The following is a 25681-nucleotide window of genomic DNA, read 5'->3' on the forward strand; positions in this document are numbered from 1 at the left end:
TCCATGCCGATCATTGTCGAGCTGCTGAACCAGGTCACTTATCAGGATCAGCAAGATCTGCAGAAGATCTACCGCGATGCCCCGAGCTGGCTGTTTGCGCCGTTTACAGGGGATGCTGAGCTGATCGAAAGCTGCTTGCGGGACGGCTCGCTGGTCGCCGGACGCTTCAACGATCGGTTGCTGGGCGCAGCACGTCTGCAACGGCACCATGACACCTGGCATTTGTCCCATTTATGCGTACGAAAAATCACCCGCCGCCGTGGTGTTGCCGAGCGCCTGGTAAGCGAAGCGCAGAAAATGGCGGTGCAATCGGGCGCGACATTGCACCTGCTGGCGCCCGCCGGGCACCTAGAAGCCCAGGCGCTGGCGGCTAAGCTGAAAGTGCCGCTGGATGTGCTCCCGACATGATCGCTGACCGGGCGGCCACTTCGGGGCGCTATACTCCCCGGCTAAATTTCGAATTCGACTAATACAAGGACTCGCCCATGAAAGCGTTCGGCAAAATCCTGGGTCTGGTACTTCTCGGGCTGTTGCTGATCATTGTGGCGCTGGGCTTTGCCCTGACCCACTTCTTCGATCCCAACGACTACAAAGACGAGATTCGCCAGATTGCCCGCGACAAGGCCCACATCGAGCTGACGCTCAATGGCGATATCGGCTGGAGCCTGTTCCCCTGGCTGGGCCTGGAATTACACGAAGCCAGTGTGGCGACCCTGGCCAAGCCCACCGAGCCGTTTGCCGACCTGCAGATGCTCGGTCTGTCGGTCCGCGTGATTCCGCTGCTGCGCCGCGAAGTGCAGATGAGCGATGTGCGCGTCGAAGGCCTGAACCTGCGCCTGAACCGTGACAAGGACGGCCATGGCAACTGGGAAGACATCGGCAAGGTGCCGGCACCTGCGGCTGCGACGACCTCGACCACAACGCCCGCCACCACCGGCGAACCCGCACCAACGACCACCGCCCAGGCCGAAAAACCGGCTCAGCCGGTCCGCCTGGACATCGACAGCCTGACCGTCAACAACGCCCGCGTTGAGTACAGCGACGAAAAAACCGGCAAGCAGTTCAGCGCCGAAAGCATCCAGCTGAGTACTGGCCCGGTCCATGACTCGACCAACATCCCGGTCAAACTCACGGCGTTCCTGGGCACCAACCAACCAGTTCTGCGGGTGCGGACCGAGCTGGCTGGCGAGCTGCGCTTCGAGCGAGCGCTGCAACGCTACAAGTTCGAAGACATGAAACTCTCCGGCGAAGTCGCTGGCGATCCGCTGCAAGGCAAGACCATGACCTTCGCCGCTCAAGGTCAGTTGCTGCTGGACAAAGCCGCCAACGTCGCCGAATGGACTGGCATCAAGATCTCCGCCAACCAGTTGCGTGCCTTGGGTGAACTGAAAGCCAACGACCTCGACAAGACCCCGCAAATCAGCGGCGGCCTGTCGATTGCCCAATTCGACCTGGCGAAATTCGTCGACAGCATCGGCCAGAAACTCCCGGCGATGGCCGAAGGTAGCCTGAGCAAAGTTGAACTGGTCAGCCAGGTTGCCGGCACGCCGACCAGCCTGTCGCTCGATAACATCAACCTGAAACTTGACGACAGCAACTTCAGCGGCCGCATCGCCATCGAAGACTTCGCCAAGCAATCGCTGCGGGCAACCCTCAAGGCTGACACCTTCAACGTCGACCGTTACCTGCCGCCGAAATCCGCCGAAGCCAACAGCGCAACTCAGGTACGCAAGGCCGAAGTGGCCAGCACCGAGGCCGATGCCCTGGCCGGCCCTGGCAGCACACCGCTGCCGCCATCACCGACCAAAGGCCCGTGGAGCAGCGACCGCTTGTTCCCGGTGGAGCGCCTGAGCAAACTCGACGTGGACGCCGACCTGACCTTCGGCCAACTGACCCTCGACAAACTGCCGATCCAGAACGCGGTGCTCAAGGCCAATGGCCAGGGCGGCCTGCTGACCCTGGAGAACCTGCGCGGCGATCTGTACGACGGTAACTTCGAAGCCAAGGGCACCCTGGATGTGCGCCAGCAAGTGCCAGCGCTGAACATACAGACGCGCATCAACAACGTGCCGGTGGAGAAAATCCTCGAGGGCCAGGGGAAAAATCCACCGGTCAAAGGCCAGGTCACGCTCAACAGCACCCTGACCGGCAGTGGCAATAGCGAGAGCGCGCTGATCGACAGTCTCAACGGCAACGCCAGCTTCGTCATCAACAACGGCATGCTGCTCAATGCCAACCTTGAGCAACAACTGTGCAAAGGCATCGCCACCCTGAATCGCAAAACCCTCAGTGGCGAACCACGGGGCAAGGACACGCCCTTCGAGGAGCTCAAGGGCAACCTGACTTTGCGCAACGGCGTGGCCAATAACCCGGACCTGAAAGTGCGCGTCCCAGGCATGACCGTGAACGGTAACGGCGACATCGACCTGCGGGTGCTGGGCATGGATTACCGCCTGGGCATCATCGTCGAAGGCGACAAGAGCGACATGCCGGACCCGGCTTGTCAGGTCGGCGAGAAATTCGTCGGCATCGAATGGCCGCTGCGCTGCCGTGGCCCGCTGGAGCTGGGCGCCAAGGCTTGCCGCCTCGACAGCGAACGCATGAGCCAGGTCGCCAGCAAACTGGCCGGCGAGCACATCAGCGAAAAAATCGACGAGAAGCTTGGCGATAAAGTCAGCCCGGAACTGAAAAACGCGCTCAAGGGGCTGTTCAAGCGATGAGAGCCGAGCAGTTTTCAACGGCCGTGCTGGATTGGTACGACCGCCATGGCCGCCACGATTTGCCTTGGCAACAGGGCATCACCCCTTATCGGGTGTGGGTCTCGGAAATCATGTTGCAGCAGACCCAGGTCAGCACGGTGCTGAACTACTTCGACCGGTTCATGGCCTCGCTGCCAACCGTCGAAGCCTTGGCCGCAGCACCGGAAGACGAGGTACTGCACCTGTGGACCGGCCTCGGTTACTACACTCGCGCGCGCAACCTGCAAAAGACCGCGAAGATTGTGGTCGCCGAATATGGCGGCGAGTTTCCCCGTGATGTGGAAAAACTCACCGAGCTGCCGGGTATCGGCCTGTCCACCGCCGGGGCGATTGCCAGCCTGAGCATGGGTATCCGCGCGCCGATCCTCGACGGCAACGTCAAACGGGTGCTGGCGCGCTTTACTGCGCAAGAGGGTTATCCGGGCGAGCCGAAGGTCGCCAAACAGCTGTGGGCGAACGCTGAGCGCTTCACGCCGCATGATCGGGTCAACGCCTACACCCAGGCGATGATGGATCTGGGCGCCACGCTCTGCACCCGCAGCAAGCCGAGCTGCCTGCTCTGCCCACTGAAAAAGGGCTGCGAAGCACACACGCTCGGCCTGGAAACCCGCTACCCGATCCCCAAGCCACGCAAAGCGGTGCCACAGAAGCGCACGCTGATGCCGATGCTCGCCAACGGCGACGGCGCGATTCTGCTTTACCGACGCCCTTCCACGGGCCTGTGGGGCGGTCTCTGGAGCCTGCCGGAACTCGATGACCTCGACGACCTGCAACATCTGGCTTCGCAGCACTCGCTGGAACTGGGCAGCCAGCAGGCACTGCCGAGCCTGGTGCACACCTTCAGTCACTTTCAATTATCCATCGAACCCTGGCTGGTGCAGGTCCAGGAGGCCGGCCATCACGTGGCCGAGGCCGACTGGCTCTGGTATAACCTCGCCACCCCGCCGCGCCTGGGCCTTGCCGCCCCGGTCAAAACCTTGCTCGAGCGCGCGGCCGCCGTATTGAACGCAGGAGAGTCGTCATGACCCGCACCATCATGTGCCGCAAGTACAAAGAAGAACTGCCCGCCCTGGAGCGCGCTCCATTCCCGGGTGCAAAAGGTCAGGACATTTTTGACCACGTCTCGGCCAAGGCCTGGGCCGACTGGCAGAAACACCAGACCCTGCTGATCAACGAAAAACGCCTGAACATGATGAACGCCGAAGACCGCAAATACCTTCAGGGTGAGATGGACAAATACTTTTCCGGCGAGGAATACGCCAAGGCTGAAGGCTACGTTCCACCTGCTCAATAATTGATCAAAATTCGGGGTCGGCACGTAAGCGACGGTAATAATTAAATATTTTTTGAAAACTTGCTTGACGACCTCCTGAAAAACCCGTTTAATGCGCCCCGTTGCCCAGATAGCTCAGTCGGTAGAGCAGGGGATTGAAAATCCCCGTGTCGGCGGTTCGATTCCGTCTCTGGGCACCAAATACCGAAAACCCTGAATCGCAAGATTCAGGGTTTTTTTATGCCTGCGATTTAATCGGACATCACGCAAGCCACCTCTCCTGACTAGTTTTGACCGCCCCAGTGGAAAACCAGATTGCGAGCGGCACCACTGCCCACATCCGCCGTATCACGCCGCACCTCACCTTTATGCGTGGCGATAACGGTGTACTTGCCGGCAGGCAGCTGAACGTAAACCAACGGTCCAGCCTCACTCAGTGTCAGCACGGTCTGCCCTGCGGCTTTCTGAATAACCAGATCCACATCGGGAACGTATTCGTCCTGAGGCCCGGTGGAGAATGTCATGTGCAGGTTGTAGCCCTTGGTTTGCTGAATGGCTTTAGCCTCGTCCTCTCCAACCCCCCCGGACAGGTAGGTAATCCCGTTTTGTTGTTGCTGCTGGACTTGCACGGCCGAGCTGTCAATTGGCTCAAGGCTGGCGGCGTTAAGCGCGATTGGCAACAGCAGTACGCCGACAGCGGCGATGGGCAGCATGAATGAATGGACGTACTTCATGATGGCGACTCCCGGGTTACGTAGAACCCACTCGTTACTCCTTTTAGATTTATCGCCGAATACTCAAGTTTTAGATCGATTCGGAATTGGGTTCACTGCGAATCGGACTACACGATTTGCTCCTCAAGTACGAGCTGTAGTCGGTGGTGTCCTGCAAGACGAATCCGGTAATTCCTTCCGACTTATCAGCAGCGCCCGGCATCCTCGACTATCGCTCTCCTGCCATCCTCTTGCGTCTGTTTCCAGCTGCGGAAGATGTCATGAGCCACCTCGAACCCGATAACACTCAAGATCCAAAAATGGCTTCACTGCTCGGCAGTCTGGGCGAGCTGATCCGTGAAGCGCGCCAAAAGGTGCTGCGAGCGGTCGATACCGTTCAGGTGCAAACCTGTTGGCAGATCGGCCGGCATATCGTGGAGTTCGAGCAGGAAGGGGCTCGGCGGGCGACTTATGGCAAGCAGCTGCTGTCGACACTGGCCAAAGTCCTGACTTCCGAGTTTGGAAAAGGTTTTGATGAACGCAACCTGCGATACATGCGGGATTTTTATCAGACCTTTCCAATCTGGAACGCAGTGCGTTCCGAATTGAGCTGGACCCACTACCGCAGGCTGCTGCGAGTCGACAACGACAACGCTCGCCACTGGTACATGAACGAATCAGCACTCCAGAACTGGTCAAGTCGCGCCCTTGAGCGCCAGATCAACACCCTCTACTACGAACGCCTGCTGGCGAGCCGCGACCGGGTTGCCGTCAAGCAGGAAGCCGCCATCAACATCCAGCAAATGAACGCCAGCCCTCGGGATTTCATCCGGGATCCGGTGCTGCTCGAGTTTCTCGGCCTGCCCAATGCAGGCCGGGTTCAGGAAAGCGATCTTGAGCAAGCACTGATCGATCAACTCCAGGGTTTTCTGCTCGAACTGGGCAAAGGCTTCGCCTTCATCGCTCGCCAGCAACGTATCAGTACCGACAGCAGAGACTTCTACATCGACCTGGTGTTCTACAACTACCTGCTCAAGTGCTTCGTCATCTTCGACCTCAAGCGCGGCGTACTGACTCACCAGGATGTCGGCCAGATGGACATGTATGTACGCATGTACGACGACCTCAAGCGCGGACCGGAGGATGGCCCCACCGTCGGCCTCATTCTCTGCGCGCAAAAAGATGAATCGGTGGTGCGCTATTCAGTGCTGCAAGGCAACGAACAACTGTTCGCAAGTACCTACAGACTGGTGCTGCCGAGTGAGGAGGAACTTCGCACAGAACTGGATCGGGAATGGGCGGTGCTTGAGGAGCGGTTACTCAAGCGCCCCCGATAAGCGCGGGCAGATTGTTCATAAACGGCATGACGACTATGGTGAGTAACTCGCCGCAAAGGTTCAAAGCCGATGAACTTACAGGACATACCCTCACTGGCCCCGACGCAACTCGAGTTGCCGTTGCCCACCCGCACACCCGGCGAATCCTTCAGGGAGCCCGCCGCCGATGGCTTCCTCCTTGGCGGCTTCACCTGGCGACACCCCCATCAAGACCCAACTCGCCCGGTGGTTATCGTCAACGCTGCCACCTCTGTCCGTTGCCGACACTATTCGCGCTTCGCCGATTACCTGTTCGCCAACGGCTTTGACGTGATCACTTATGACTACCGAGGCATCGGCGAGTCGCGTCCCGCATCGTTGAAAGGGCTCGAGGCCTCATGGTCCGACTGGGGCGCGCTGGATTTCGAGGCGATGCTGCAAAGAGCGCAACGCGAATTTGCGGGACAACCCATCAATGTCGTCGGCCACAGCTTCGGCGGCTGTGCTGCGGGGCTGGGGGCCTCCGGGCATTTGATCCGACGCTTGGTGACAGTGGGCGCGCAGTTCGCTTACTGGCGCGACTACGCCCCCGCTCATCGCTGGCGGATGTTCGCCAAGTGGCACGTGGTGATGCCGTTGATGACGATGCTTTGCGGCTACTTCCCCGGCAAACGCCTGGGTTGGCTCGAAGACACCCCCGCCGGCGTGGTTCGCGACTGGAGCACGCCCAGCAACCGATATGAGAAACGCCCCAGCGGTCGCCTCATCCACGCCAGAACCGGTCGACTGCCCTTCGCCAACGTCAGCGCACAAACCCTGGCCATCAGCCTCAGCGACGATCCCTACGGCACGATTCCAGCCATAGAACGCCTGCTTGGCTACTTCACCGGCAGTACAAATACCCACCTGAGAATCACACCTGAGGACATCGGCGAAGAAGAAGTCGGACATTTCGCCTTTTTTCGCAGCGCATACCAAGCCACACTATGGCCCATTGCATTGTCCTGGCTGCAGACCGGCGAGCTGGCCCCCGATACACCCGGGCGGCGAGTGCCACGCAACTGATTGATGCACCCTCTCAACGAAATACGGAACGACGCCCATGGCCTCCACCAACAAGCAGAACAAACGCGCCTCCCGCGCCAAAGCCAAGGCCAAGCAGAACCGCACCCAGCGGGCCGCCGCGCCGGTCGAGCTGGACCCGAACGACGATCGCATCGACTTCGAATCGGTGGACCTGACCGAACTGTTCAAAAAAATGATCGACGCCGAAAAGTCCAATCAGCAGGCCATGTGCACAGCCTTCCTTGAAGACCCGTTGCTGGAGTTGGTGTACGAACAGGAAGGCGAAGAAGGCGCGATGGACTTCATCCTCGCGGCGCTGATCGAATACCGCCAATGGTCCACCGAGACCGACGAAGCAGGCGCCCTGGCGTGGATCGAATCCCCAGCCTTCCAGGCTGATTACGTGGCGGCGTCCGACGCCATCGCGGCCCAAACCCAACAGAAAACCCACTGAGTTCCCATGGCATCCCTGAATAAGCAACAGAAACGCGCCAAACGCGCAAAGGCCAAAGCCAAACAGATCCGCATGGTCGGCAGAAAGCCTGCCGATCTGAACGATGACCTGGGTGAGATCGGCGAGCCGATCCCGGAATACACCCTGGCGATGTTCAGCAAAATGCGTGACGCCGAAGCCTCCAGCCGCAACGACATGCTGCTGACCCTGCTGTCGAACCTCGCCGGGATCATCAGCGACCATCCAGAACTGCTGGACATGGAAAACGCCGACAACGAAGCCATGGCCGCCACGCACCTGGCCGCCGACATGCTGATCGACTACCGCATGTGGGCCGATGGCATGGACCGCGATACCGCCCAGGCCTGGCTGACCGATCCGCAATTCATCACTGACTTTGGCGATGCGCTGGACAATTATCGTCAGTCGCTGGATGCGCAGGAAGAAAAGGGCGAGTAGACACGCCTCCTCTTCAGAACTGAAAACGGCCGCGTGTCATCACTGACAGCGGCCGTTTTGCGTTACGCGGTACGGATCAGCTCAGCACCACAGCGCCCAGTTTCTGCAGCTTGCGACGACGCGCCACAAACAAACCGGCAGCCACCACCAACACGCTCAGCAAGCCAGTCGCGAGGATCTCCACGCGATGCGCTTCCTGGAACAGCATGATGGTCAGGGCGGCGATGATGAATACGATCACCGCGTAGGTCAGACCCGGGAACAGCCACATGCTGAAGGCGATTTTTTCACCACGAGCCATGCGCTGTTTGCGCATACGCAGTTGCGAAAATGCGATCACCAGGTACACCAGCAACGCGATGGCGCCAGAGCTGGCCAGCAGGAATTCGAACACGGCAGCCGGGGCCACGTAGTTGGCGAAGACTGCAAGGAATGCCGCAGCGGTCGACAGCATCACGGCCCAGTAAGGTGTGCCGCTGCTATTGGTGCGCTGGGAAACGGCCGGCGCGTCGCCGCGTTTGCCCAGCGAGAACATCATCCGCGAAGCGGTGTAGAGCGCGGAGTTCAGGCAGCTGGTGACCGCGACCAGAACCACGATATCAACGATCAGCTTGGCATTCGGGATCCCCATGCGCTCCAGCACGGTCTGGTAGGAACCGACGCTGGCCAGAATCGGGTCGTTCCACGGCACCAAGGCCACAACGATGAAAATGGAGACGAGGTAGAACAAGCCAATCCGCCAGATGACCGAGTTGGTGGCCTTGGAGATCTGCTGGCCAGGGTTCTTCGATTCCGCGGCCGCAATGGTCACGATCTCGGTGCCCATGAAGGAAAACATGGTGGTCAGAATGGCGCCGAGCACCGCGCCCATGCCGTTTGGCAGGAAGCCTTGAGTGTCAAACAGGTGCGACACACCGCTGACCTGGCTGGTGGGCAGGAGGCCGAAGATCGCCAGAATGCCCAGACCGATAAAGCCGATGATCGCCACGACTTTGACCAGGGCGAACCAGAACTCGAACTCGCCATAGTTCTTCACGCTGAACAGGTTGGTCACCGTCAGCAGTAACGTGATGACCAAGGTGAAGGCCCAGATCGCCACGTTCGGGAACCAGGCATGCAGAATGGTCGCCGCAGCGTTAGCTTCCAGCGGGATGACCAAAACCCAGAACCACCAGTAGAGCCAGCCGATGGTGAAACCGGCCCAGTGACCGATCGCACGATCGGCATACGTCGAGAAGGAGCCTGTATCTGGCGATGCAACGGCCATCTCGCCGAGCATGCGCATGACCAGAACCACCAGCGCACCGGCGGCAGCGTAGGCCAACAACACGGCCGGGCCTGCAGCGGCGATGGCGTGGCCGGAGCCGACGAACAGGCCGGCACCGATAACCCCGGCGATCGACAGCATGGTCACATGACGCGGTTTGAGCCCCTGTTCGAGGCCATTGGAGCTTTGCGTACTGCTCATTGAAACTACCTTTGCCTGGAAATCGATTCAGTCCACCCTGCCTGAAAATCCCTTCTCGTAAAAAGAATCCAACAGAGTGTTCCTTATTCTGCACGCAATAATTGCGCCAAAATGTTTCACGCCCCCGGTATACGCGGCCTGTGCGCCGATGGAGCGCTTATCGCAAGTCATTGAGATTAATGGCATTTAGCCAGAGCGTTACCTTGCCACCCACTTCAGGAACGAATCCATGCACCGGAAACACACCCAAAAAGGCAGGCGCGCACAATAAAAGTGCAGATCAGGAACGTTTGGCCGGTTAGCGCTTCCAACACCCCGCCAAAGCTGGCAACATCGCGCCTTTTTTTACGGGACAGCCGGACCACATCGGGTTCAAACGGCTGTTCGGTTGATAGCAGCGCGACAGTCTGCTGTACCGATGCGACAACCTGCCACACGCCATCCGTTTACCGTCCCGAGCGCTGTTGGCTGCCATTCGAACGCTATGCTAGCTTGGCCGCCTCGCCAGGAAGGCGACCAACAGCAGGAGCGCAACACACTATGAGGAACGCACATGGCTGAGGCCACGCCCGCGCTTGAAATCCGCAACTTGCACAAACGCTACGGACAGCTTGAGGTGCTCAAAGGCATCTCGCTGACCGCCCGCGACGGCGACGTGATCTCGATCCTGGGCTCCTCCGGTTCCGGCAAGTCCACGTTCCTGCGTTGCATCAACTTGCTGGAAAACCCGCACCAGGGCCAGATCCTGGTGGCCGGCGAAGAACTCAAGCTCAAGTCCGCCAAGAACGGCGAACTGGTCGCTGCCGACGGCAAACAGATCAATCGCCTGCGCAGCGAGATCGGTTTTGTATTTCAAAACTTTAATCTCTGGCCGCACATGACCGTGCTCGACAACATCATCGAGGCCCCGCGCCGCGTACTCGGTCAGAGCAAGGCCGAGGCCATCGAAGTCGCCGAAGCCCTGCTGGCCAAGGTCGGCATCGCTGACAAGCGCCACGCCTACCCCGCACAACTCTCCGGCGGCCAGCAGCAACGTGCAGCCATCGCCCGCACTTTGGCGATGCAACCCAAGGTGATCCTGTTCGACGAACCCACCTCCGCCCTTGACCCGGAAATGGTCCAGGAAGTACTTAATGTCATCCGCGCGCTGGCCGAAGAAGGCCGCACCATGCTGCTCGTGACCCATGAAATGGGCTTCGCCCGTCAGGTTTCCAGCGAAGTGGTGTTCCTCCACCAAGGCTTGGTAGAAGAACAAGGATCGCCGCAGCAGGTATTCGAAAACCCGCTTTCGGCGCGCTGCAAACAATTCATGTCCAGCAACCGCTAACGGAGCTACCCGCATGCAGAACTACAAAAAGATCTTCCTGGCTGCGGCCGTCACCCTGGCCTTCAGCGCCGGTGCCGCCGCCGAGACCTTGAAGATGGGCATCGAAGCGGCCTACCCGCCGTTCAACAATAAAGATGCCAGTGGCAATGTCGTCGGCTTCGACAAAGACATCGGCGACGCCTTGTGCGCCAAGATGAAAGTCGAGTGCACCGTGGTCACCTCCGATTGGGACGGCATCATCCCGGCCCTGAACGCCAAGAAATTCGACTTCCTGATCTCCTCGATGTCGATCACCGATGAGCGCAAGCAAGCGGTGGACTTCACCGCACCGTACTACTCCAACAAACTGCAGTTCATTGCCAAAAAAGACGTCGACTTCAAGACCGACAAGGCTTCGCTGCAAGGCAAGGTGATCGGCGCCCAACGCGCGACCCTGGCCGGCACCTGGCTGGAAGACAACATGGAAGGCGTCGAAGTCAAACTCTACGACACCCAGGAAAACGCCTACCTGGACCTGACTTCCGGTCGTCTGGACGGCATCCTGGCCGACAAGTACGTCAACTATGAATGGCTGAAAAGCGACGCCGGCCGTCCTTACGAATTCAAGGGTGACCCGGTTGAAGAAAGCGACAAGATCGGTATCGCCGTTCGCAAGAACGACCCGATCCGCGAGAAGCTGAACGCTGCGCTGAAAGAAATCGTCGCTGACGGCACCTACAAGAAGATCAACGACAAGTACTTCCCGTTCAGCATCTATTGATTCTGACCTGCCTGACCGGCGCCGTTCGCTGACGGCGCCAGTCCTTGGCATTGCCTGCCGCGATTTGAAAAGAAATCCATGATTATCGACCTCTACGGATTCGGCCCGGCGCTCGCCGCTGGCGCACTGATGACTGTGAAACTGGCACTCTCGGCCTTGTGCCTGGGGCTGGTGCTCGGTCTGCTCGGCGCCTTGGCCAAGACTTCCCCGTACAAGCCGCTGCAATGGCTTGGCGGCACTTATTCAACGCTGGTTCGCGGCATCCCGGAATTGCTTTGGGTGCTGTTGATCTACTTCGGCACAGTCAACCTGATGCGTGCGCTGGGTGAGTTCTTCGGCAACCCCGAGCTCGAACTCAACGCCTTTGCCGCCGGCGTGATTGCGCTGGGGCTGTGTTTCGGCGCCTATGCCACGGAAGTGTTTCGCGGGGCGATTCTGGCGATTCCCAAAGGTCACCGTGAAGCTGGTGTGGCCCTGGGTCTGTCGAAATTCCGCATCTTCACCAAGTTGATCATGCCGCAGATGTGGCGCATCGCCCTGCCGGGCCTGGGCAATCTGTTCATGATTCTGATGAAAGACACTGCGCTGGTATCGGTCATCGGCCTTGAAGAAATCATGCGTCACGCGCAAATCGGCGTGACCGTATCCAAGCAACCGTTCACCTTCTATATGGTGGCTGCCTTCATGTACCTGAGCCTGACCATTCTGGCCATGACCGGCATGCACTTAATGGAACGACGCGCCGCTCGCGGCTTTGCGAGGAGCACCCAATGAATTGGGAAGTCATCATCAAGTGGCTGCCAAAACTGGCGCAGGGCGCGACGCTGACCCTGGAACTGGTGGCCATCGCCGTGATTGCCGGGTTGCTGCTGGCAATTCCGCTGGGCATCGCTCGCTCATCGCGACTCTGGTATGTGCGGGCATTCCCCTACGGCTACATCTTCTTTTTCCGTGGCACGCCGTTGCTGGTTCAGCTGTTCCTGGTCTACTACGGCCTGGCGCAGTTCGATGCGGTGCGTAACAGCTCGATGTGGCCGTACCTGCGCGATCCGTTCTGGTGCGCCACCGCGACCATGACCTTGCACACCGCGGCCTACATCGCCGAGATCCTGCGTGGCGCGATCCAGGCGATTCCACCGGGCGAGATCGAAGCGGCGCGGGCGCTGGGCATGTCCCGGGCCAAGGCGTTGTTCTACATCATGCTGCCACGCGCTGCGCGTATCGGCCTGCCGGCGTACAGCAACGAAGTGATCCTGATGCTCAAGGCCAGTGCCCTGGCCAGTACCGTGACCCTGCTGGAACTGACCGGCATGGCCCGCACCATCATTGCTCGCACCTACCTGCCGGTGGAGATCTTCTTCGCCGCAGGCATGTTCTATCTGCTGATGGCTTACGTGCTGGTGCGCGGCTTCAAGCTGCTGGAGCGCTGGTTGCGCGTCGATGCCTGCCAAGGGCGTTGATGCCTGCGTGCTGACGGGCGAGACCCTGCTCGCCCGCTTCGCTGCGCTGGATGCTTTTCTGATCGAGCATCAGGCGCTGTGGAAGCCCCGACCGTTTACCCATCTGCAACTACCCTGGGAAGCGTCCTACCCGGAACTGGCGTTGTGGCTACGCGGACGGTCGCTGGAAGATGCGGAAAACAGTCATAACCAGCCTGGCGGGCTCGATGCGCCGGAGCCGTTTGCTTCATTGGCGGCGATGTCTCTTGAGCTGAGTGCGGTGGGCGAATTGCCGGCTCGTGCACTCGAAGCGGCGGGCCATCGGTTGAATGTGGATGTGCCGGGGCGCAAGTGGCAGCAGATTGAAGCGTTCGCCGGCTGCTTGCAGTTTGCCCGTGCACCGACGCATTGGCTGGACTGGTGTTCGGGCAAGGGCCATTTGGGGCGACGCCTGCTGCAAACCGGTCAACAACTGACCTGCCTGGAATACGACCCGGCGTTGGTCGCCAGCGGCGAGGCACTCAGCCAGCGCCATCAAATGCATGCGCTGCATGTAGAACAGGATGTACTCGCGCCTGGCGCAGCACCCTTATTGAATGCCGATCACACACCCGTAGCGCTGCACGCCTGCGGGGATCTGCATGTGCGACTGATCCAGCTCGCCAGTGCCGCCGGTTGCAAACAACTGGCCATCGCACCGTGCTGCTACAACCGGATCAGTCTGAACACCTATCGGCCACTTTCCTGTGCGGCCGAGCGCTCCAACCTACACCTTTCCCTCGATGATCTTGCGCTGCCGATGAGCGAAACCGTCACCGCCGGCGCTCGCGTCCGACGCCAGCGCGACACCTCCATGGCCCGGCGCCTGGGGTTCGACCTGCTGCAACGGCAACTTCGCGGTGTCGACGAATACCTGCCCACCCCTTCCCTGCCCAGCGCCTGGCTGGACAAACCCTTCTCCGATTACTGCCGCGATCTGGCCGCACTCAAAGACTTATCCACAGTCGGCACGCCAGATTGGACCGAACTGGAAGCCGCCGGTTGGCAGCGACTGGCCGAAGTGCGCAACCTGGAGCTGCTGCGAGGCCTTTTCCGACGGCCTCTGGAGCTGTGGCTGGTACTCGATCGGGCACTTTTCCTCATTGAGCAGGGTTATGTCGTTCGTCTCGGCACCTTCTGCGAATCCCCACTCACACCGCGCAATTTCCTGCTTCTGGCAGAGCGCCCTTAAACAGTCGCAACCTGTGGATAACTCTGTTGATGGAATTATCGTGGATCCAATATCCACGCTGTTTTACGCCTAAAACACTACTGGTCATTTTTTGTTCACAAAAATAAAAAACCCGTAAAACAGGCATTTGCGGACAAATGAGAACGAGTCCACAAAAGCGCAATGATCAAGCAGATTCCGCCAGCCCGTTGTGCATAAGCATTAAATCAAAACGACATAACCGCCGAATTCCGGACATCACGGGCGGAAAATTGCGCCTGGCAATGCCCCTTGCTATACACGCATACGAGGGTGCCGACAGTGCGGCCATGAACAAGAAAAATCTTCGACCGTGACGTTCTGCAGAGGCCATCAATTCAGCCACCCCGTCACCAACACCGAAAACCACCTCCCCGCCGCCCTGCAACGCGCTGAACACGCCGAAGCGCAACTGCGGGCGATGCAAAACAGCCGAGCCTGGCGCCCCCTGCAGAAACTCAAGAAAGTACTGCATCGCGCCTGACCGAAAGCCTGCGCAAAAATAGTCTGAATTCAGGGGTTTACAGAACCAACCCAATCGCTATAATCGTCGCCCTGACACGCCGGTATAGCTCAGATGGTAGAGCAACTGACTTGTAATCAGTAGGTCCCGGGTTCGATTCCTGGTGCCGGCACCATACAAAACGAAGCCCTCGTAGAAATACGAGGGCTTTGTTGTTTCTGGCATCTAGAGAGGCGGCCCTTGTAGATACCGTCTTAACCCTCCCCTGCGCCAAATCTACCTGCACACCGCCCCATCACAATTTCACTTCAGCGCTAAGCACTTAACTGCCTGATCCAGTCAAGGCTCGCCACGGTAGAACCGGAAGGCCGGTATTCACACCCGATCCATCCTGTGTAGCCACGCTGCTCCAGCGCTGCGAACAAGGCTGCAAAGTCGATGCTCCCCGTTCCCGGCTCGTGACGACCCGGGCAGTCGGCAATTTGCACATGAACTGTTCTGTCGTAAAACCGAGCCAGAACATCTGCTGCGTCTCCAGTCAGAAGCTGGGCATGGTAAAGATCGAGGATCAGCCCGACACTCGGGAAGGTTTCCAGCACTTGTTGCGCCTTGCTGAAGTCAGCCATGTAATAGCCCGGCATCTCCTGCGCACAAATTACTTCGATAAGAGGCCGCAAACCCTGATCCTCGAAGTACTTGACGGCATACTCCAGGTTGCTCCCGAAGACACGCCCTGCGTCATCCTGCGTCGTAACACCAGACATAATATGGACATCCGAACATGCCAGCGCCTTTGCATAGCTGGCGGCCCGGAGCAATCCGTTGCGAAACTCTTCCTCCTTGCCCTGCAAGGCAGCGATGCCTTTGGTAACGCCAGCCGGTGCAGCGAATTGAATCAATGGCAGACTGTATTGAGCCAGATGGTCGGCCAAGAGACTCGCGTCGAACTCATAGGGTGATGGGAACTCCACCGCCCGAAAACCAGCTGCGGCGGCTGCTTCGATGCGTTGCAGAAAAGGCAATTCATTGAATTGGAAGCCGAGATGAGCATTGAACTTGAGCATTGGGTAAATATCCATCCTGGGAAGAAACGAAATCATCAGCCTGAAGCATCCTTCGTAGCTCCAGCACAGCACTATAGGTTGACGTTGTCAGCAAGCTCAAATCGTGCGGGACTTTTTTGCTCAAAACCATGGGATAAACGATGGTTTCAATTTGGGAACATAAAGTTGCCCCTTTTCCACTTCTCAGAGGTCATTGTCCCCAGATACCGCCCCTGGCTGGGGCTCTTTGCCAATAAAAGGGGCGGTTTCCACTTCCAGCATCAGCAACACCATTTCCGTTAACTCGGCGTCGGACTTCTGTCCCGCATAGAGGTCATGGAGTGCTTTGGCAAAGGGGATGCGCAGGTCCTGGTTTTCTTCGCGGGCGGTATCGCTGGATTGCATGAGTTCGCTGATGGCTCGCAGCACAGCCGCTTGCCACCGAGCGGTGGTCCTGGGACCACCGCTGGTGATTGCAATCAACTTATCCTTCGTCAGCTGGCGAAGGGCAGGTTCTCGCAACGGCTTATGCGGCTTTGGGTTGCGAGTGATCTTTGACATACCGGACGATACTCAGCGTTTCCTGCCGGAACTGCTCGTAGTCGATCTGCTGGGCGTTAATAAAGGTGCTGCCCATCATGGTCAGCGAGCCCATAAAGCTGGCTTCGGAAATTTCCTCGTCGCTCGCGCCAAACAAGCGCGCGGCTTCGGTATGGAACAGGGCGCAATACTTGCAACGAGTCGCCCCGGACACCGCCAGACCTATCAACTCCTTGTACTTATTAGGAATCTTGGTATCTGCCAGCCAAAAATCCCGGGCCACGCCCCAGAATCCGATCGCTCCGCCTTCCGGCATCTGCTTGATCCACTCCGGTACCAGACCCAGGGTCTGTTCAATTTCCTGATAGGTATCACGAATGGCCATTTGACACCTCCTTACCTCTGTAGAGACATCTTCTATAGAGATATAACTAGTTTAGTTCCCTGGCGGCCATGCCAGAGCCGGCTGCAGCACGACTTCAGCAAATGAACTCTTAACCATCGTAGAAACAACAGGATGGATTTAGACTTTTCGGGCGCAATGACGTACCGCTCAGTACCTGGAGTTATCAGACTTGGCGGGTTGGCTAAGAGACGATCTTCGGATGATGCACGTGCTGGTAAAGCGTGCACCATACAAAACAAAGCCCTCGCAAAAACGCGAGGGCTTTGTTGTTTCTGATGTTTAGAAAACAGGTCTTAGTGACCCGCACTCTGCCCGCCATCAACATGCAGGATTTCCCCGGTGACAAAGTTGGCGCTGTCCAGATACACAACAGCCTGAGCAATATCGCTGATCTCGCCCATGTGCCCAACCGGATGCAAACTCCCCAGCGCTTCATGGGTTTCCTCTCCGTGCATCGGCGTTTTGATGATGCCGGGGCTAACCGCATTCACTCGAATCCCGCGCTTGGCGTACTCGATGGCCAGGGATTTGGTCGCCGCGTTCAAGCCACCTTTGGTCAACGACGCCAGTACCGATGGCACACCGTCAATGGCGTGGTCCACCAGGCTGGTGGTGATGTTGACGACGTGGCCTTTGCCCTGCTTCTCCATCTCGGTGATCGCAAGTTGGGTGATGTAGAAGAAACCATTCAGGTTCACCGACAGCACCGCGGCATAGTCTTCAGGGGTGTAAGCAGTGAACGGCTTGGCGACGAAGATCCCGGCGTTGTTGACCAGGGTGTCGATGCGGCCAAAACGTGCGATCGCTTCACGAATGACTTGCTGAGCGACCGCCGGGTCGCCGATGTCGCCCGCCACGGTAAGGATGTCCGGGTCGGTGGACGGTTTGATCGAACGCGAGGTGGCGACAACCTTGTAATCGAGATCACGGAAAGCCTTGACCATGCCTGCGCCGAGACCTTGGGAGGCGCCAGTAATAACGATGACTTTTTTCGAATTGCTCATGGTGAACCTCTACTCATAAATAATGGTTTGAAAAAGTGATTAATCAGGCTTCAACGGGCGCCTGCGCCATTTGTCTCAACATCTGTTCGTAGTACTCGACCGATTGCGAACCGGACACCAGGTGACGACCGTTCAGCACCATGGCCGGTACCGAATTAATGCCGCGCTCGCGGTAAAACACTTCAAGCTCACGCACTTCCTGGGCAAACGCTCCGGACACCAACACCTCACGCGCACTCGCCGCATCCAATCCCACTTGCGCCGCCAGCCGAACCAGCGTCTCGCGATCGTTCGGGTTCTGGCCGTCGGTGAAATAAGCACGCAGCAGGGCTTTCTTGAGTGCGACCTGACGCCCTTCCTGCAACGCCCACAACAGCAATCGGTGAGCATCGAAGGTGTTATGGAAGTGGGTGCGCTTCTCCAGATCGAACTTGAACCCGATGGCCTCACCCCGAGCGATCTGCATCGCTTTGCCAGCGGCGACGTCCTCGGCGCTGCGCCCGTACTTGCGCATCAAGTGTGCAACCGCGTTCTCGCCTTCGGCCGGCATGTCGGGGTTCAGTTCGAAAGGCTTGAAAGTCAGCTCGACCGAGACCTCACCCGCCACGTTTTCGATCGCTTGCTCCAACGCCGTCGCACCCAAGGCACACCACGGGCACACCACATCGGAAACGAAATCGATGGTGACGGAGGTGGTCATGACTGCCCCTCCGCCTCAGCCAGTTGCTTGCGGTACTGGGTGGTGGTGATACCGGCATAGCCCCAGTTATCGGTGTCGACTTCCTCGATCACGATGTGGGTCAGGTCCGGGCGTTTGTTGAGGACGCGTTCCAGGGTTTCAGTGATTTCGGCGATCACCTGAGCTTTCTGCTCCGAGGTAACACCATCGCGGGTAATGCGTACGCTGACAAAAGGCATGATGAGTCTCCAGTGACCTGCCCTTCGGGATGAGGGGTAGGTGGGTGGAGCTCAATGTAAGAGGTTGGTTTGGGGGGATAAAGGTGGGGGCGGGAACATCATTAGTGACGTGGTGTAATGAGTCCGCACTCAGGCCAGATCTTAACCTTTATGCTAAATTATGGCTGGCCAATAATTATGGCGTATCCATAAAAAGAGGTGGTCGACCAAGCGAAAACAGATTTGGTGCTGATCATCGACGAAGTGCAGCACGCGATTCCCTCCGACGACGGCAATCAACTGCTCCTGGCACTCAAAGCCGCTCGTGATGCAATAAACCCACACCCTAATACACCTGGCTACTTTCTGTTCATCGGAACGGGATCGCACAGGGCGCAAGTCAGCGAAATGACTGCAAAGCGGAACCAAGCATTTTCCGGTGCAACGTCGGCGGCTTATCCGGTGTTGGGCATGGGATTTATGCGATTACGGATCAGTTTTTTCACGAGAGTTGGTTGGAAGAACGAGCGTTGATTGACGCCAGTTAGAATCCAGATGAAGCATGTAGCTCAATGCCGACTGGCCATTGAACGGTGCGGCGGTGTTGGGCTTTTCCGCAGCCTGAAAAGACGCCGACATACGGTCCGACACACACGTTGACACCCCCACTATAGGGGCAGAGAATTAAATCGAGAGCGCGAAACCGACTGCCTCCAAGTGGCAATAGTCGGCGGAGGGACCTCGTTGATGACTTGGAAATCGACGCCTGGTGAGACCTCTTCTCCCCTGCTTGAGGGAGCACAATATCAAGCACCTTTTCATGAAAGCAGCCTGATCAGGCTGCTTTTTTTTGCCTTGGGAAAAGGTTTCGTTGATAAAACAAGCAGCCAAAAAACGCCCACACCTCCCCCATCCGGGCCACTTTCTTGACCCCGATCATCTCCCCTCCAACAAAAATCTCGATCCTGTGCAAGCCTCCAGCCATCGGACGCAGAATCATTTCGCTACTAAACTCGGGACAAGCATGCTCTGGTGCAGGATCATAGCCAGCACGCGACCCACGCCCACCGGGCGGCAAGGTACACAACAATAGCCAGCCCACTTTAGAGGGCATTACCCAAATGGATAGCAGAACCTTACGCAACCTCATGCGCATCGTGCAGACCGGCTCGTTGTCGGCGGCGGCAGAGCATTCCTTTTTGACCGTGCAGGCATTGGCCGCGCAGTTGAACAAGGTCGAAGAGCAGTTCGGTTTTCGGTTGTTTCGTCGCTCCAACAAGGGGCTGACCCTGACCACACAGGGCACGGAGCTCACGCCCTACATGGACAAAGTGTTGGTCGCCACGCGGCAGCTGGAAGAGAAAGTCGCCGCGCTCAAGGTGCCCGGGCAGCGCACGCTCAAGGTTGCGCTTAACACCACGCTCTCGGCCGACTTCAACCGGCGAATGATCGGACGCCTCATCGAGGTGTTTGCTGATTATCAGCTGGAATTCAGCTACGCCGAGTCGATGGAAAACCTCAGCAAGTTGAAGAATGAGGACTTCGACCTGGCCGTGCTGATCGGGCCGCAACAGCCGGGGTTGCCCAGCATTGCCCTGCCCGATGTGCAAGTGCAGGTGGTCGGTGCTCATTGCGGTCAGGAAAACGACCCGCTGGTGCTGCTTGGCAATAAATTTCAGGTTCGGCCGGCCGATGACTGTCCGTATTCCCACAGCTTCTTGCGCTTTCTCGACGCAGGCCTTGGCAACTACGAGTCAGGCAAGCGGATGATCTATTCCTGCAGTGAAACCCTGACCCTATCGTTGATCACGCAAATGGACGGACTGGGCATGGTTTCCCGTGAGGCGGCCCTGCGTAACGGCCTGACCATTTTCCCGGGGTTCGAGGACTCCCTCGAAGTGCGGCTGGCGATCAATAATCCCGAGTTGTCGGGTCAGGCCTTGAATGAAGTGGTCGATCTGCCGTTACATGAACGAGCCGAGCGCAATGTACGCAACCGTTCCCACCGCAACGGAGAGAAAGAGATTTTTGCTGAAATACGCACATAACAACGTCGGAATGGCTGCATAAAATTCCGGGCGATCGAGCTGCACATGCTGATCCTTGATCAACAGGGGTGTGAGGCTGATGGCAGCCACGATCGCCACCGGCAGGTATTCCAGCGCCCGGGCGACCAGAGGTGGCCAATGATCGGTGCTCACCTGCAGCGGCAACGCGCGTGGCAGGAATGTCACGGCCATCATCAGCGCGACGACCAGGATCAGGAACGTTTGGTCAGGCATACACCCACTCCGCAGCCCACGAATGTGGCGATGAATACGTTGAAGGGTGAGTTGCCAATCAGGCTCAGTGCACCCATGCAAGCGACCGCGGCCAGTGCGGCGATCAGTTTGTTGCGGGTGTTGCAGAGCGATACCAGCACGTAGAGCATCATCGCGGTCAGTGCATAGTCGAGCTGATATTTGATCAGGTGCGCCGCGTACTGCGCGCAGATCGCCCCCAGCAAACCGCCGAGTACCCACGAGGTGTGGCAATACAGATTGAAGCCGATCAGGTAACGCACATTGACCGGCGAGCCCTTGCCCAGTTTGACGCTGTGGAAGGCGAACGATTCATCGGTCAGCCCACCGGCATAACACCAGCGCTCCAGACGACTGAGCCCCAGCGCTTGCAGGGCCTTGGCCATGTAGACCGACATCAGCATGTGCCGCGCATTGATCAGAAACGTGGTGAGGATAATGGTGGTCAGCGACGCACCGCTGGAGATCAACGCCAGGGCGGCGAACTGTGAGGCACCGGCGTAGACGAACAGGCACATCGCGACCGGCAGCCACACGGGCATCCCGGCATTGACGGCCATCAGACCGAACACAAACGACACCGTGAAGTAGCCCGCAACCACCGGGCTGGCTTCAGCAAACGTGCGCGAGGGCTGGGGCTCGACCATCAGCGGCTGGCTGCTGGACGTCTCATTCATAGGTCCCTCTCAAAGGTAGTTTCGCCGCGCGGCTCACAAAAGCCCTGGGCACTCCAAAAGCGTTTGCCGGCAAGGTTAGCATCGTCGACGAACAGGAACATCCGCAGCACACCCACCCGTTTCATGTCCGCCGAGGCCGCTTCCACCAGACGCTGACCGACGCCCTGGCTGCGATACAACGTGCTCACCGCCAGGTGATTGATGGTGCCACGGCTACCAAGCATGCCGCCCAACACCGCGCCGACCACTTCGCCACCGACATCGAGTGCGAGGAACGCGGTGGTGGTTTTCTGCTCCAGCACACCGCGCAGGCATTTGGCGTCCTGCCATTCACAGAACGACACTTCTTCGAATTGCCGAAAGAAGCGCTCCAGGCGTTGGGCATCCTTGGCCGTCGCGCGTCGCAGCATCACCGGTGCAGAACACTCGGTGATGTTCATCATGGGGTCGAACTGTTCAGCGAACAATGTCGAAAGCGGTCCCGGGCCGCGAGAAGGAAATGGCCAGAATCTGCCGATAGGCCATTTCGTGAGCATGGGTGTTGCGCGCCGGTGTCACGTAGTGACGCATCTCGCGATCGAGGAAGTAGGTGGTGTCGAGGATTTCCAGATAGGTCGTTGCCGCCAGCTGTTCCTCTTGGGCCGAATACAAACGGCTCTCCGCCCCGTCCACATTGTTGCGACCCCAGAAATGCACACCGCTGAACGGATAACCGTCGCAGTGAATACCTTCCGGGGTGATTTCCAGTTGCTTGCCCGGCTTGATCTCGATGCGGATCTGATGAATCTGGCATTGCCAGATTGCGTCGTGCAGTTCCGGCGGCAATACGTGTTTGTACACCTCGAAATCCGTATCGATCAGGCTGCGCATCACCGGCGAATTAATGACCTCATTAGAGAAGTCCTGGAAGTGCCGCTCCAGTCCACCGACGTAGCTGTTGTTGGCCTTCGATTGCACGTAGGCGCGGTGTTCCAATTGCTTCAAGTCACGGGTGACCGGGTTGTATTCAAAATCGCTGTAGCGACGAAAACGCATGCCCGCATCGGCTTGGCCGTAATAACTGTCCGGCTCCATGTTTTCCCAACTTTTGGTCAGTCTGACGAAGTCGGAAAAATGACCGAAGAGGTTGAAGTCGGCTCCCTGGACGTTGACATACTTGTCGCGCCGTAGCGATTCGCCAACTTCTCTGTTCAACACGATCATTACTAGGTCTCCGCTGCATTAAGCGGCCTAATCTAGTAGGTGCCGGATTGACGGCCCATGAGAAAGAATTTCAGGCATATCAAGCGTTGCTTGAAACGCAGGATAAAGTTGCTCCAATTCGACTTTTTACGATCGAAAACAGCCTTTTTCGGTGTTTTCATATGGTTATGAGGCAAAAAAAACCCCGAACCAGTCAGGGTTTTTATCGAGTCTGAACAACTCAGCCGATCATCAGAAGATGTTGATCGGGTAATCCACGAATACGCGCAGTTCGTTGCCGCTGACGTTGTACTCGCTGGATTTCTGCGACACACGCAGGATCGAGCTGCGTACCTTCACGCTCAGGTCTTTGGCCGGGCCACTCTGCACGACGTACTTGAACTGGTTGAAGATCTCGCGCTCGGTGCCGCCTTCGCTGGTGGAAGTGGTGATGTTGTCGCCGCGCACGTAGGCCACGTTGTAGCTCAGGCCCGGAACGCCGAAGGCGCCGAAGTCCAGACCGTAACCCAGCTGCCAGCTGCGTTCGTCTTCGGCGTTGAAGTCGGACCAGTAGGAGTTCGCCAGGTAAATGGTGTTGCCGCCGTCGCCGACGCGGTTCTGGCCGCGCTGATAGCCACCGTAGGCATAACCCAGGTTGCTGTCGCCGGTGCTGCGCTGGTGGGCGAGGGTGAACGAGTGCGGGCCGGTGGCAAAGGTCGCTGCCAGGCTCCAGATTTTGTTGTCGTCGCCGGTGACACCGTTTTCCCGGACGTAGGAGTTGTCCAGCTTGGTGCGATAGCCGTTGAAGTCCAGGGTCAGGGACTGATCCTTGGCAATCGGGAACACGTAATTGGCGTTCACGTATTGCTTCTTCAGTACGTCTTCGACGTCGGAAGCGTACAGCGCTGCCTTGAACTGTTCAGTGAACTGGTAGCTACCGCCCAATACGTTGATCGACTTCAAGCCACCGCTGTCACGGCCTTCAGCGCTTTTGCGCGATTCGGCGGTGAAGCGACCGGCGTTCAGCTCCAGGCCTTTGATCTCTTTGGAGGTGATCAAGGTGCCGGTATAGCTTTCCGGCAGCAGGCGGGAGTTGTCGTAGTTAAGCACCGGCAGGGCCGGCATCTGGTCACCGTAGGTCAGGACAGTGCTGGAGATACGGAATTTGACCGCGCCACCGAACTTGGACAGGTCATCCGCCGCGTTGCCGCTGTCGCCCTGCTTGAAGAAATCGATACCACCGGCGCCGCTGCGGCCTTTGCCGCCGTCCAGACGCAGTGCGTACAGACCGAAGGCATCCACACCCACACCGACGGTGCCTTGGGTGAAACCGGACGAGTAAGTACCGATGGCCGCTTGGCCCCATTCGGCTTTGTCCGGGTTGCCGTCTTTATAGTCACGATTGATGTAGGCGTTGCGCAGCAGCACTTTGAGGCTGCTGTCTTCAACAAAACCCTTGGATTCGGCCTGGTCGTTAGCCATGGCCTGTGTGGCGCTCAACATCCCCAGTGCGATCAGGCTGATTCGCTTGTTCAACATGTTATTTTCCTTATTACGGGTTGATACGCTCTGTGCCGAACAGCTGAAACGGCGCTATCGCGCTCTTTTTTCACCGCAAAAACAAAAAGGCCCGCCCACGAAAATTCGCGGCGGGCCTTTTATTGTTTTGTCAGTCGTGGCGGTTAGCCACAGGCGTTGGGGCGCATCCTATCTGCGCCCTTAATGATGTGTCAATTTCGTGAATCTTCTGTAAATAGGCGAAAATCGTCTAAGAAATCACTTGTCAGCAATAGCCAATTGCACGATATGGCTGTCGACGAATTGTTCGAAATGGGTGACTTTTCCGTCGGCCAGAGTCCACAAGTGCGCGACTCGGGCATTCATCGCACGACCGGTAGCTTTATAGACGCCGCTGTAATTGCCGTAGGCAAATACCTTGTCGCCCTGAGCGACGTAGTTCTCGACCTTGAACCGAAAATCTTCCCACTCAGTGGCCAGGCGCTTGAAGACATTTTCGACGATCGCGTCGAAACCGACGTAGGTCCCGGCATACGGAAAACCTGCGGCTTCGGTCCAGCGAGCGTCATCGGCCAGCGCCGCGGCGGTGTTGCGCGCATTCTCCTGGGAGTTGACGCCTTCGTAGGTGCTTTTGATCAGGCTCAGGTTATCCATGGTGACTCCAGGTGAGTTCAATGGGCGCAGCCGTCGAGGCCACAGGTTTGAAACGCGGATGAAGACTCTGTTGCCGAAAGCGACTGGCTCAACCATTGGGCGAAGGCCTGCGGCTTGCCGAGCCAAGGGCCGATATCGACCAGGGTGAACTGGCCATCCTGTTCCAGCGCGAAGGTCGGGAAGCCCTGACCGCCGACACGGGCCAAGAGTGCGCGGCTGTCCTTGATATGGCGACCGATATCAGCTGCACTAAATGCCTGCTGGAAAGCCTCGGGCTCAAGACCTGTCTGTGCGGCAAGTTCAAGCAAAACAGCCTCGTCAGCGATGCGTCGACCTTCCACGTAATGAGCCGTCTGCAAACGCCCCAGCAACTCCAGTCCGCGCCCGGCGATCTGCTCGGCTGCCAGCACGGCGGCAATCGGCGGCGTGGAGTCGAACACCGCCGTCTCATCACGCAGCAATCCCTCAAAATATGCTTCGCCAAACGGCTGGCCGGTGTACTCGGCGATGCGCCGGTCGTGGGGCATGACGTAATTGCGTAGTTGTGGCGAAACGGTTTGGCGATTGGCACCGCTCATCATGCCGCCCCCGTGGCCGATCACCGGCAACACGGTTTGGGCAGCTTGCACCAAGGGTTTGGCGCCGTAGCACCAACCGCACAATGGGTCGTAAATGTAGTGAAGGGTCATGGGAAGACTCCGGCAATAAAGTAGGA

Annotated in this window: 30 protein-coding genes, 2 tRNA genes and 2 pseudogenes; 19 read left to right on the forward strand and 15 right to left on the reverse strand. The window is 58.2% G+C overall.

The features are described 5' to 3' along the window. Window positions 1–3 precede the first annotated feature (3 nt). From ACEN8R_RS22610 to ACEN8R_RS22630, 5 genes are all read left to right on the forward strand, one after another. Complete coding sequence (locus ACEN8R_RS22610; RefSeq protein WP_018929216.1) at window positions 4–408, forward strand: acetyl-CoA sensor PanZ family protein; 405 nt, start codon at window positions 4–6, stop codon at window positions 406–408. Window positions 409–485: 77 nt separating this feature from the next. Further along, on the forward strand, window positions 486–2720 hold the full coding sequence (locus ACEN8R_RS22615) for an AsmA family protein (protein ID WP_018929217.1): 2235 nt from the start codon (window positions 486–488) through the stop codon (window positions 2718–2720). Next, on the forward strand, window positions 2717–3784 hold the full coding sequence (gene mutY, locus ACEN8R_RS22620; protein ID WP_018929218.1) for an A/G-specific adenine glycosylase: 1068 nt from the start codon (window positions 2717–2719) through the stop codon (window positions 3782–3784). The genes ACEN8R_RS22615 and mutY overlap by 4 nt, the downstream gene beginning before the upstream one ends. Then, the gene (locus tag ACEN8R_RS22625) at window positions 3781–4053 is read left to right on the forward strand and encodes an oxidative damage protection protein (RefSeq protein ID WP_018929219.1); all 273 of its coding nucleotides are present in this window, start codon (window positions 3781–3783) and stop codon (window positions 4051–4053) included. The genes mutY and ACEN8R_RS22625 overlap by 4 nt, the downstream gene beginning before the upstream one ends. A 103-nt stretch (window positions 4054–4156) precedes the next feature. Continuing rightward, window positions 4157–4232 (forward strand) — tRNA-Phe (locus ACEN8R_RS22630). A gap of 84 nt (window positions 4233–4316) precedes the next feature. Here the strand turns inward: ACEN8R_RS22630 and ACEN8R_RS22635 are convergent. After that, on the reverse strand, window positions 4317–4766 hold the full coding sequence (locus tag ACEN8R_RS22635) for a hypothetical protein (protein WP_018929220.1): 450 nt from the start codon (window positions 4764–4766) through the stop codon (window positions 4317–4319). A 260-nt stretch (window positions 4767–5026) separates the two neighbouring features. Between ACEN8R_RS22635 and ACEN8R_RS22640 the strand changes: the two genes are divergently transcribed. The 4 genes from ACEN8R_RS22640 to ACEN8R_RS22655 all read left to right on the forward strand — a co-directional run bounded on the left by ACEN8R_RS22640 (window position 5027) and on the right by ACEN8R_RS22655 (window position 8039). Further along, window positions 5027–6082 (forward strand): PDDEXK nuclease domain-containing protein, encoded by a 1056-nt coding sequence (locus ACEN8R_RS22640; RefSeq protein WP_018929221.1) that lies wholly within the window; start codon window positions 5027–5029, stop codon window positions 6080–6082. A gap of 69 nt (window positions 6083–6151) precedes the next feature. Then, on the forward strand, window positions 6152–7126 hold the full coding sequence (locus ACEN8R_RS22645) for an alpha/beta hydrolase family protein (protein WP_477746729.1): 975 nt from the start codon (window positions 6152–6154) through the stop codon (window positions 7124–7126). Window positions 7127–7163: 37 nt separating this feature from the next. Beyond that, window positions 7164–7580 (forward strand): hypothetical protein, encoded by a 417-nt coding sequence (locus tag ACEN8R_RS22650; RefSeq protein ID WP_018929223.1) that lies wholly within the window; start codon window positions 7164–7166, stop codon window positions 7578–7580. Between the two features lie 6 nt (window positions 7581–7586). Continuing rightward, on the forward strand, window positions 7587–8039 hold the full coding sequence (locus ACEN8R_RS22655; RefSeq protein ID WP_018929224.1) for a hypothetical protein: 453 nt from the start codon (window positions 7587–7589) through the stop codon (window positions 8037–8039). A 76-nt stretch (window positions 8040–8115) separates the two neighbouring features. On the opposite strand, the gene gabP is transcribed toward ACEN8R_RS22655, so the two are convergent. Then, window positions 8116–9507 carry a GABA permease gene (gene gabP / locus ACEN8R_RS22660; protein ID WP_018929225.1) on the reverse strand — a complete coding sequence of 464 codons (1392 nt, stop codon included), beginning with the start codon at window positions 9505–9507 and terminating at the stop codon, window positions 8116–8118. 553 nt (window positions 9508–10060) lie between these two features. Between gabP and ACEN8R_RS22665 the strand changes: the two genes are divergently transcribed. The 7 genes and pseudogenes from ACEN8R_RS22665 (at window position 10061) to ACEN8R_RS22695 (ending at window position 14920) form a co-directional block, all read left to right on the forward strand. Further along, entirely contained in the window at window positions 10061–10834 is a 774-nt protein-coding gene (locus tag ACEN8R_RS22665) for an ABC transporter ATP-binding protein (RefSeq protein WP_018929226.1), read from the forward strand. A gap of 13 nt (window positions 10835–10847) precedes the next feature. Beyond that, window positions 10848–11594, forward strand: coding sequence for an ABC transporter substrate-binding protein (locus ACEN8R_RS22670; protein ID WP_018929227.1), 747 nt, complete (start codon window positions 10848–10850; stop codon window positions 11592–11594). A 78-nt stretch (window positions 11595–11672) separates the two neighbouring features. Then, on the forward strand, window positions 11673–12368 hold the full coding sequence (locus tag ACEN8R_RS22675) for an ABC transporter permease (protein WP_495624370.1): 696 nt from the start codon (window positions 11673–11675) through the stop codon (window positions 12366–12368). Next, window positions 12365–13054: an ABC transporter permease gene (locus tag ACEN8R_RS22680; RefSeq protein ID WP_007897471.1), complete on the forward strand. Its 690-nt coding sequence runs from the start codon at window positions 12365–12367 to the stop codon at window positions 13052–13054. The genes ACEN8R_RS22675 and ACEN8R_RS22680 overlap by 4 nt, the downstream gene beginning before the upstream one ends. After that, entirely contained in the window at window positions 13035–14264 is a 1230-nt protein-coding gene (locus tag ACEN8R_RS22685; RefSeq protein ID WP_495624371.1) for a methyltransferase, read from the forward strand. Before ACEN8R_RS22680 ends, ACEN8R_RS22685 begins: the two co-directional genes overlap by 20 nt. A 337-nt stretch (window positions 14265–14601) precedes the next feature. Continuing rightward, window positions 14602–14766: pseudogene (locus ACEN8R_RS22690) on the forward strand (FkbM family methyltransferase); the annotation flags it as partial. Between the two features lie 78 nt (window positions 14767–14844). After that, window positions 14845–14920 (forward strand) — tRNA-Thr (locus ACEN8R_RS22695). Between the two features lie 139 nt (window positions 14921–15059). Here the strand turns inward: ACEN8R_RS22695 and ACEN8R_RS22700 are convergent. The 6 genes from ACEN8R_RS22700 to ACEN8R_RS22725 all read right to left on the reverse strand — a co-directional run bounded on the left by ACEN8R_RS22700 (window position 15060) and on the right by ACEN8R_RS22725 (window position 18656). Beyond that, entirely contained in the window at window positions 15060–15809 is a 750-nt protein-coding gene (locus ACEN8R_RS22700; RefSeq protein ID WP_138866639.1) for a hydroxypyruvate isomerase family protein, read from the reverse strand. Window positions 15810–15992: 183 nt separating this feature from the next. Beyond that, window positions 15993–16349: a hypothetical protein gene (locus ACEN8R_RS22705; protein ID WP_231380648.1), complete on the reverse strand. Its 357-nt coding sequence runs from the start codon at window positions 16347–16349 to the stop codon at window positions 15993–15995. Continuing rightward, the gene (locus tag ACEN8R_RS22710; protein WP_007939479.1) at window positions 16315–16713 is read right to left on the reverse strand and encodes a carboxymuconolactone decarboxylase family protein; all 399 of its coding nucleotides are present in this window, start codon (window positions 16711–16713) and stop codon (window positions 16315–16317) included. The genes ACEN8R_RS22705 and ACEN8R_RS22710 overlap by 35 nt, the downstream gene beginning before the upstream one ends. A 314-nt stretch (window positions 16714–17027) precedes the next feature. Continuing rightward, window positions 17028–17738 carry an SDR family NAD(P)-dependent oxidoreductase gene (locus ACEN8R_RS22715; protein ID WP_064615873.1) on the reverse strand — a complete coding sequence of 237 codons (711 nt, stop codon included), beginning with the start codon at window positions 17736–17738 and terminating at the stop codon, window positions 17028–17030. A 43-nt stretch (window positions 17739–17781) separates the two neighbouring features. Next, window positions 17782–18438 (reverse strand): DsbA family oxidoreductase, encoded by a 657-nt coding sequence (locus tag ACEN8R_RS22720; protein WP_018929279.1) that lies wholly within the window; start codon window positions 18436–18438, stop codon window positions 17782–17784. After that, on the reverse strand, window positions 18435–18656 hold the full coding sequence (locus tag ACEN8R_RS22725; protein ID WP_007939483.1) for a tautomerase family protein: 222 nt from the start codon (window positions 18654–18656) through the stop codon (window positions 18435–18437). The genes ACEN8R_RS22720 and ACEN8R_RS22725 overlap by 4 nt, the downstream gene beginning before the upstream one ends. Window positions 18657–18851: 195 nt before the next feature. Here ACEN8R_RS22725 and ACEN8R_RS22730 point away from each other — a divergent pair. The 3 genes and pseudogenes from ACEN8R_RS22730 to ACEN8R_RS22740 all read left to right on the forward strand — a co-directional run. Beyond that, window positions 18852–19103 (forward strand): annotated as a pseudogene (locus ACEN8R_RS22730) (ATP-binding protein); the annotation flags it as partial. 279 nt (window positions 19104–19382) lie between these two features. After that, complete coding sequence (locus tag ACEN8R_RS22735) at window positions 19383–19565, forward strand: hypothetical protein (RefSeq protein ID WP_155944817.1); 183 nt, start codon at window positions 19383–19385, stop codon at window positions 19563–19565. Window positions 19566–19756: 191 nt separating this feature from the next. Continuing rightward, window positions 19757–20683: a LysR family transcriptional regulator gene (locus tag ACEN8R_RS22740; protein ID WP_026286658.1), complete on the forward strand. Its 927-nt coding sequence runs from the start codon at window positions 19757–19759 to the stop codon at window positions 20681–20683. Here ACEN8R_RS22740 and ACEN8R_RS22745 read toward each other — a convergent pair. The 7 genes from ACEN8R_RS22745 to ACEN8R_RS22775 form a co-directional block, all read right to left on the reverse strand. Further along, window positions 20600–20917, reverse strand: a complete 318-nt coding sequence (locus ACEN8R_RS22745; protein ID WP_026300722.1) for an AzlD domain-containing protein — start codon at window positions 20915–20917, stop codon at window positions 20600–20602. The two genes, ACEN8R_RS22740 and ACEN8R_RS22745, sit on opposite strands and share 84 nt — an antisense overlap. Continuing rightward, entirely contained in the window at window positions 20896–21612 is a 717-nt protein-coding gene (locus tag ACEN8R_RS22750; RefSeq protein ID WP_018929283.1) for an AzlC family ABC transporter permease, read from the reverse strand. The genes ACEN8R_RS22745 and ACEN8R_RS22750 overlap by 22 nt, the downstream gene beginning before the upstream one ends. After that, complete coding sequence (locus ACEN8R_RS22755) at window positions 21609–22022, reverse strand: GNAT family N-acetyltransferase (protein ID WP_173861173.1); 414 nt, start codon at window positions 22020–22022, stop codon at window positions 21609–21611. Before ACEN8R_RS22755 ends, ACEN8R_RS22750 begins: the two co-directional genes overlap by 4 nt. A gap of 46 nt (window positions 22023–22068) precedes the next feature. Further along, window positions 22069–22815, reverse strand: coding sequence for a 2OG-Fe dioxygenase family protein (locus tag ACEN8R_RS22760; protein ID WP_018929285.1), 747 nt, complete (start codon window positions 22813–22815; stop codon window positions 22069–22071). Window positions 22816–23046: 231 nt separating this feature from the next. After that, window positions 23047–24333 (reverse strand): OprD family porin, encoded by a 1287-nt coding sequence (locus ACEN8R_RS22765; RefSeq protein ID WP_018929286.1) that lies wholly within the window; start codon window positions 24331–24333, stop codon window positions 23047–23049. Window positions 24334–24570: 237 nt separating this feature from the next. Then, entirely contained in the window at window positions 24571–24966 is a 396-nt protein-coding gene (locus ACEN8R_RS22770) for a nuclear transport factor 2 family protein (RefSeq protein WP_258612960.1), read from the reverse strand. A 17-nt stretch (window positions 24967–24983) separates the two neighbouring features. Then, window positions 24984–25655, reverse strand: coding sequence for a DsbA family protein (locus tag ACEN8R_RS22775; protein ID WP_258612959.1), 672 nt, complete (start codon window positions 25653–25655; stop codon window positions 24984–24986). Window positions 25656–25681: the final 26 nt, after the last annotated feature.

The sequence above is a fragment of the Pseudomonas sp. Pseusp15 genome (genome assembly GCF_059492165.1).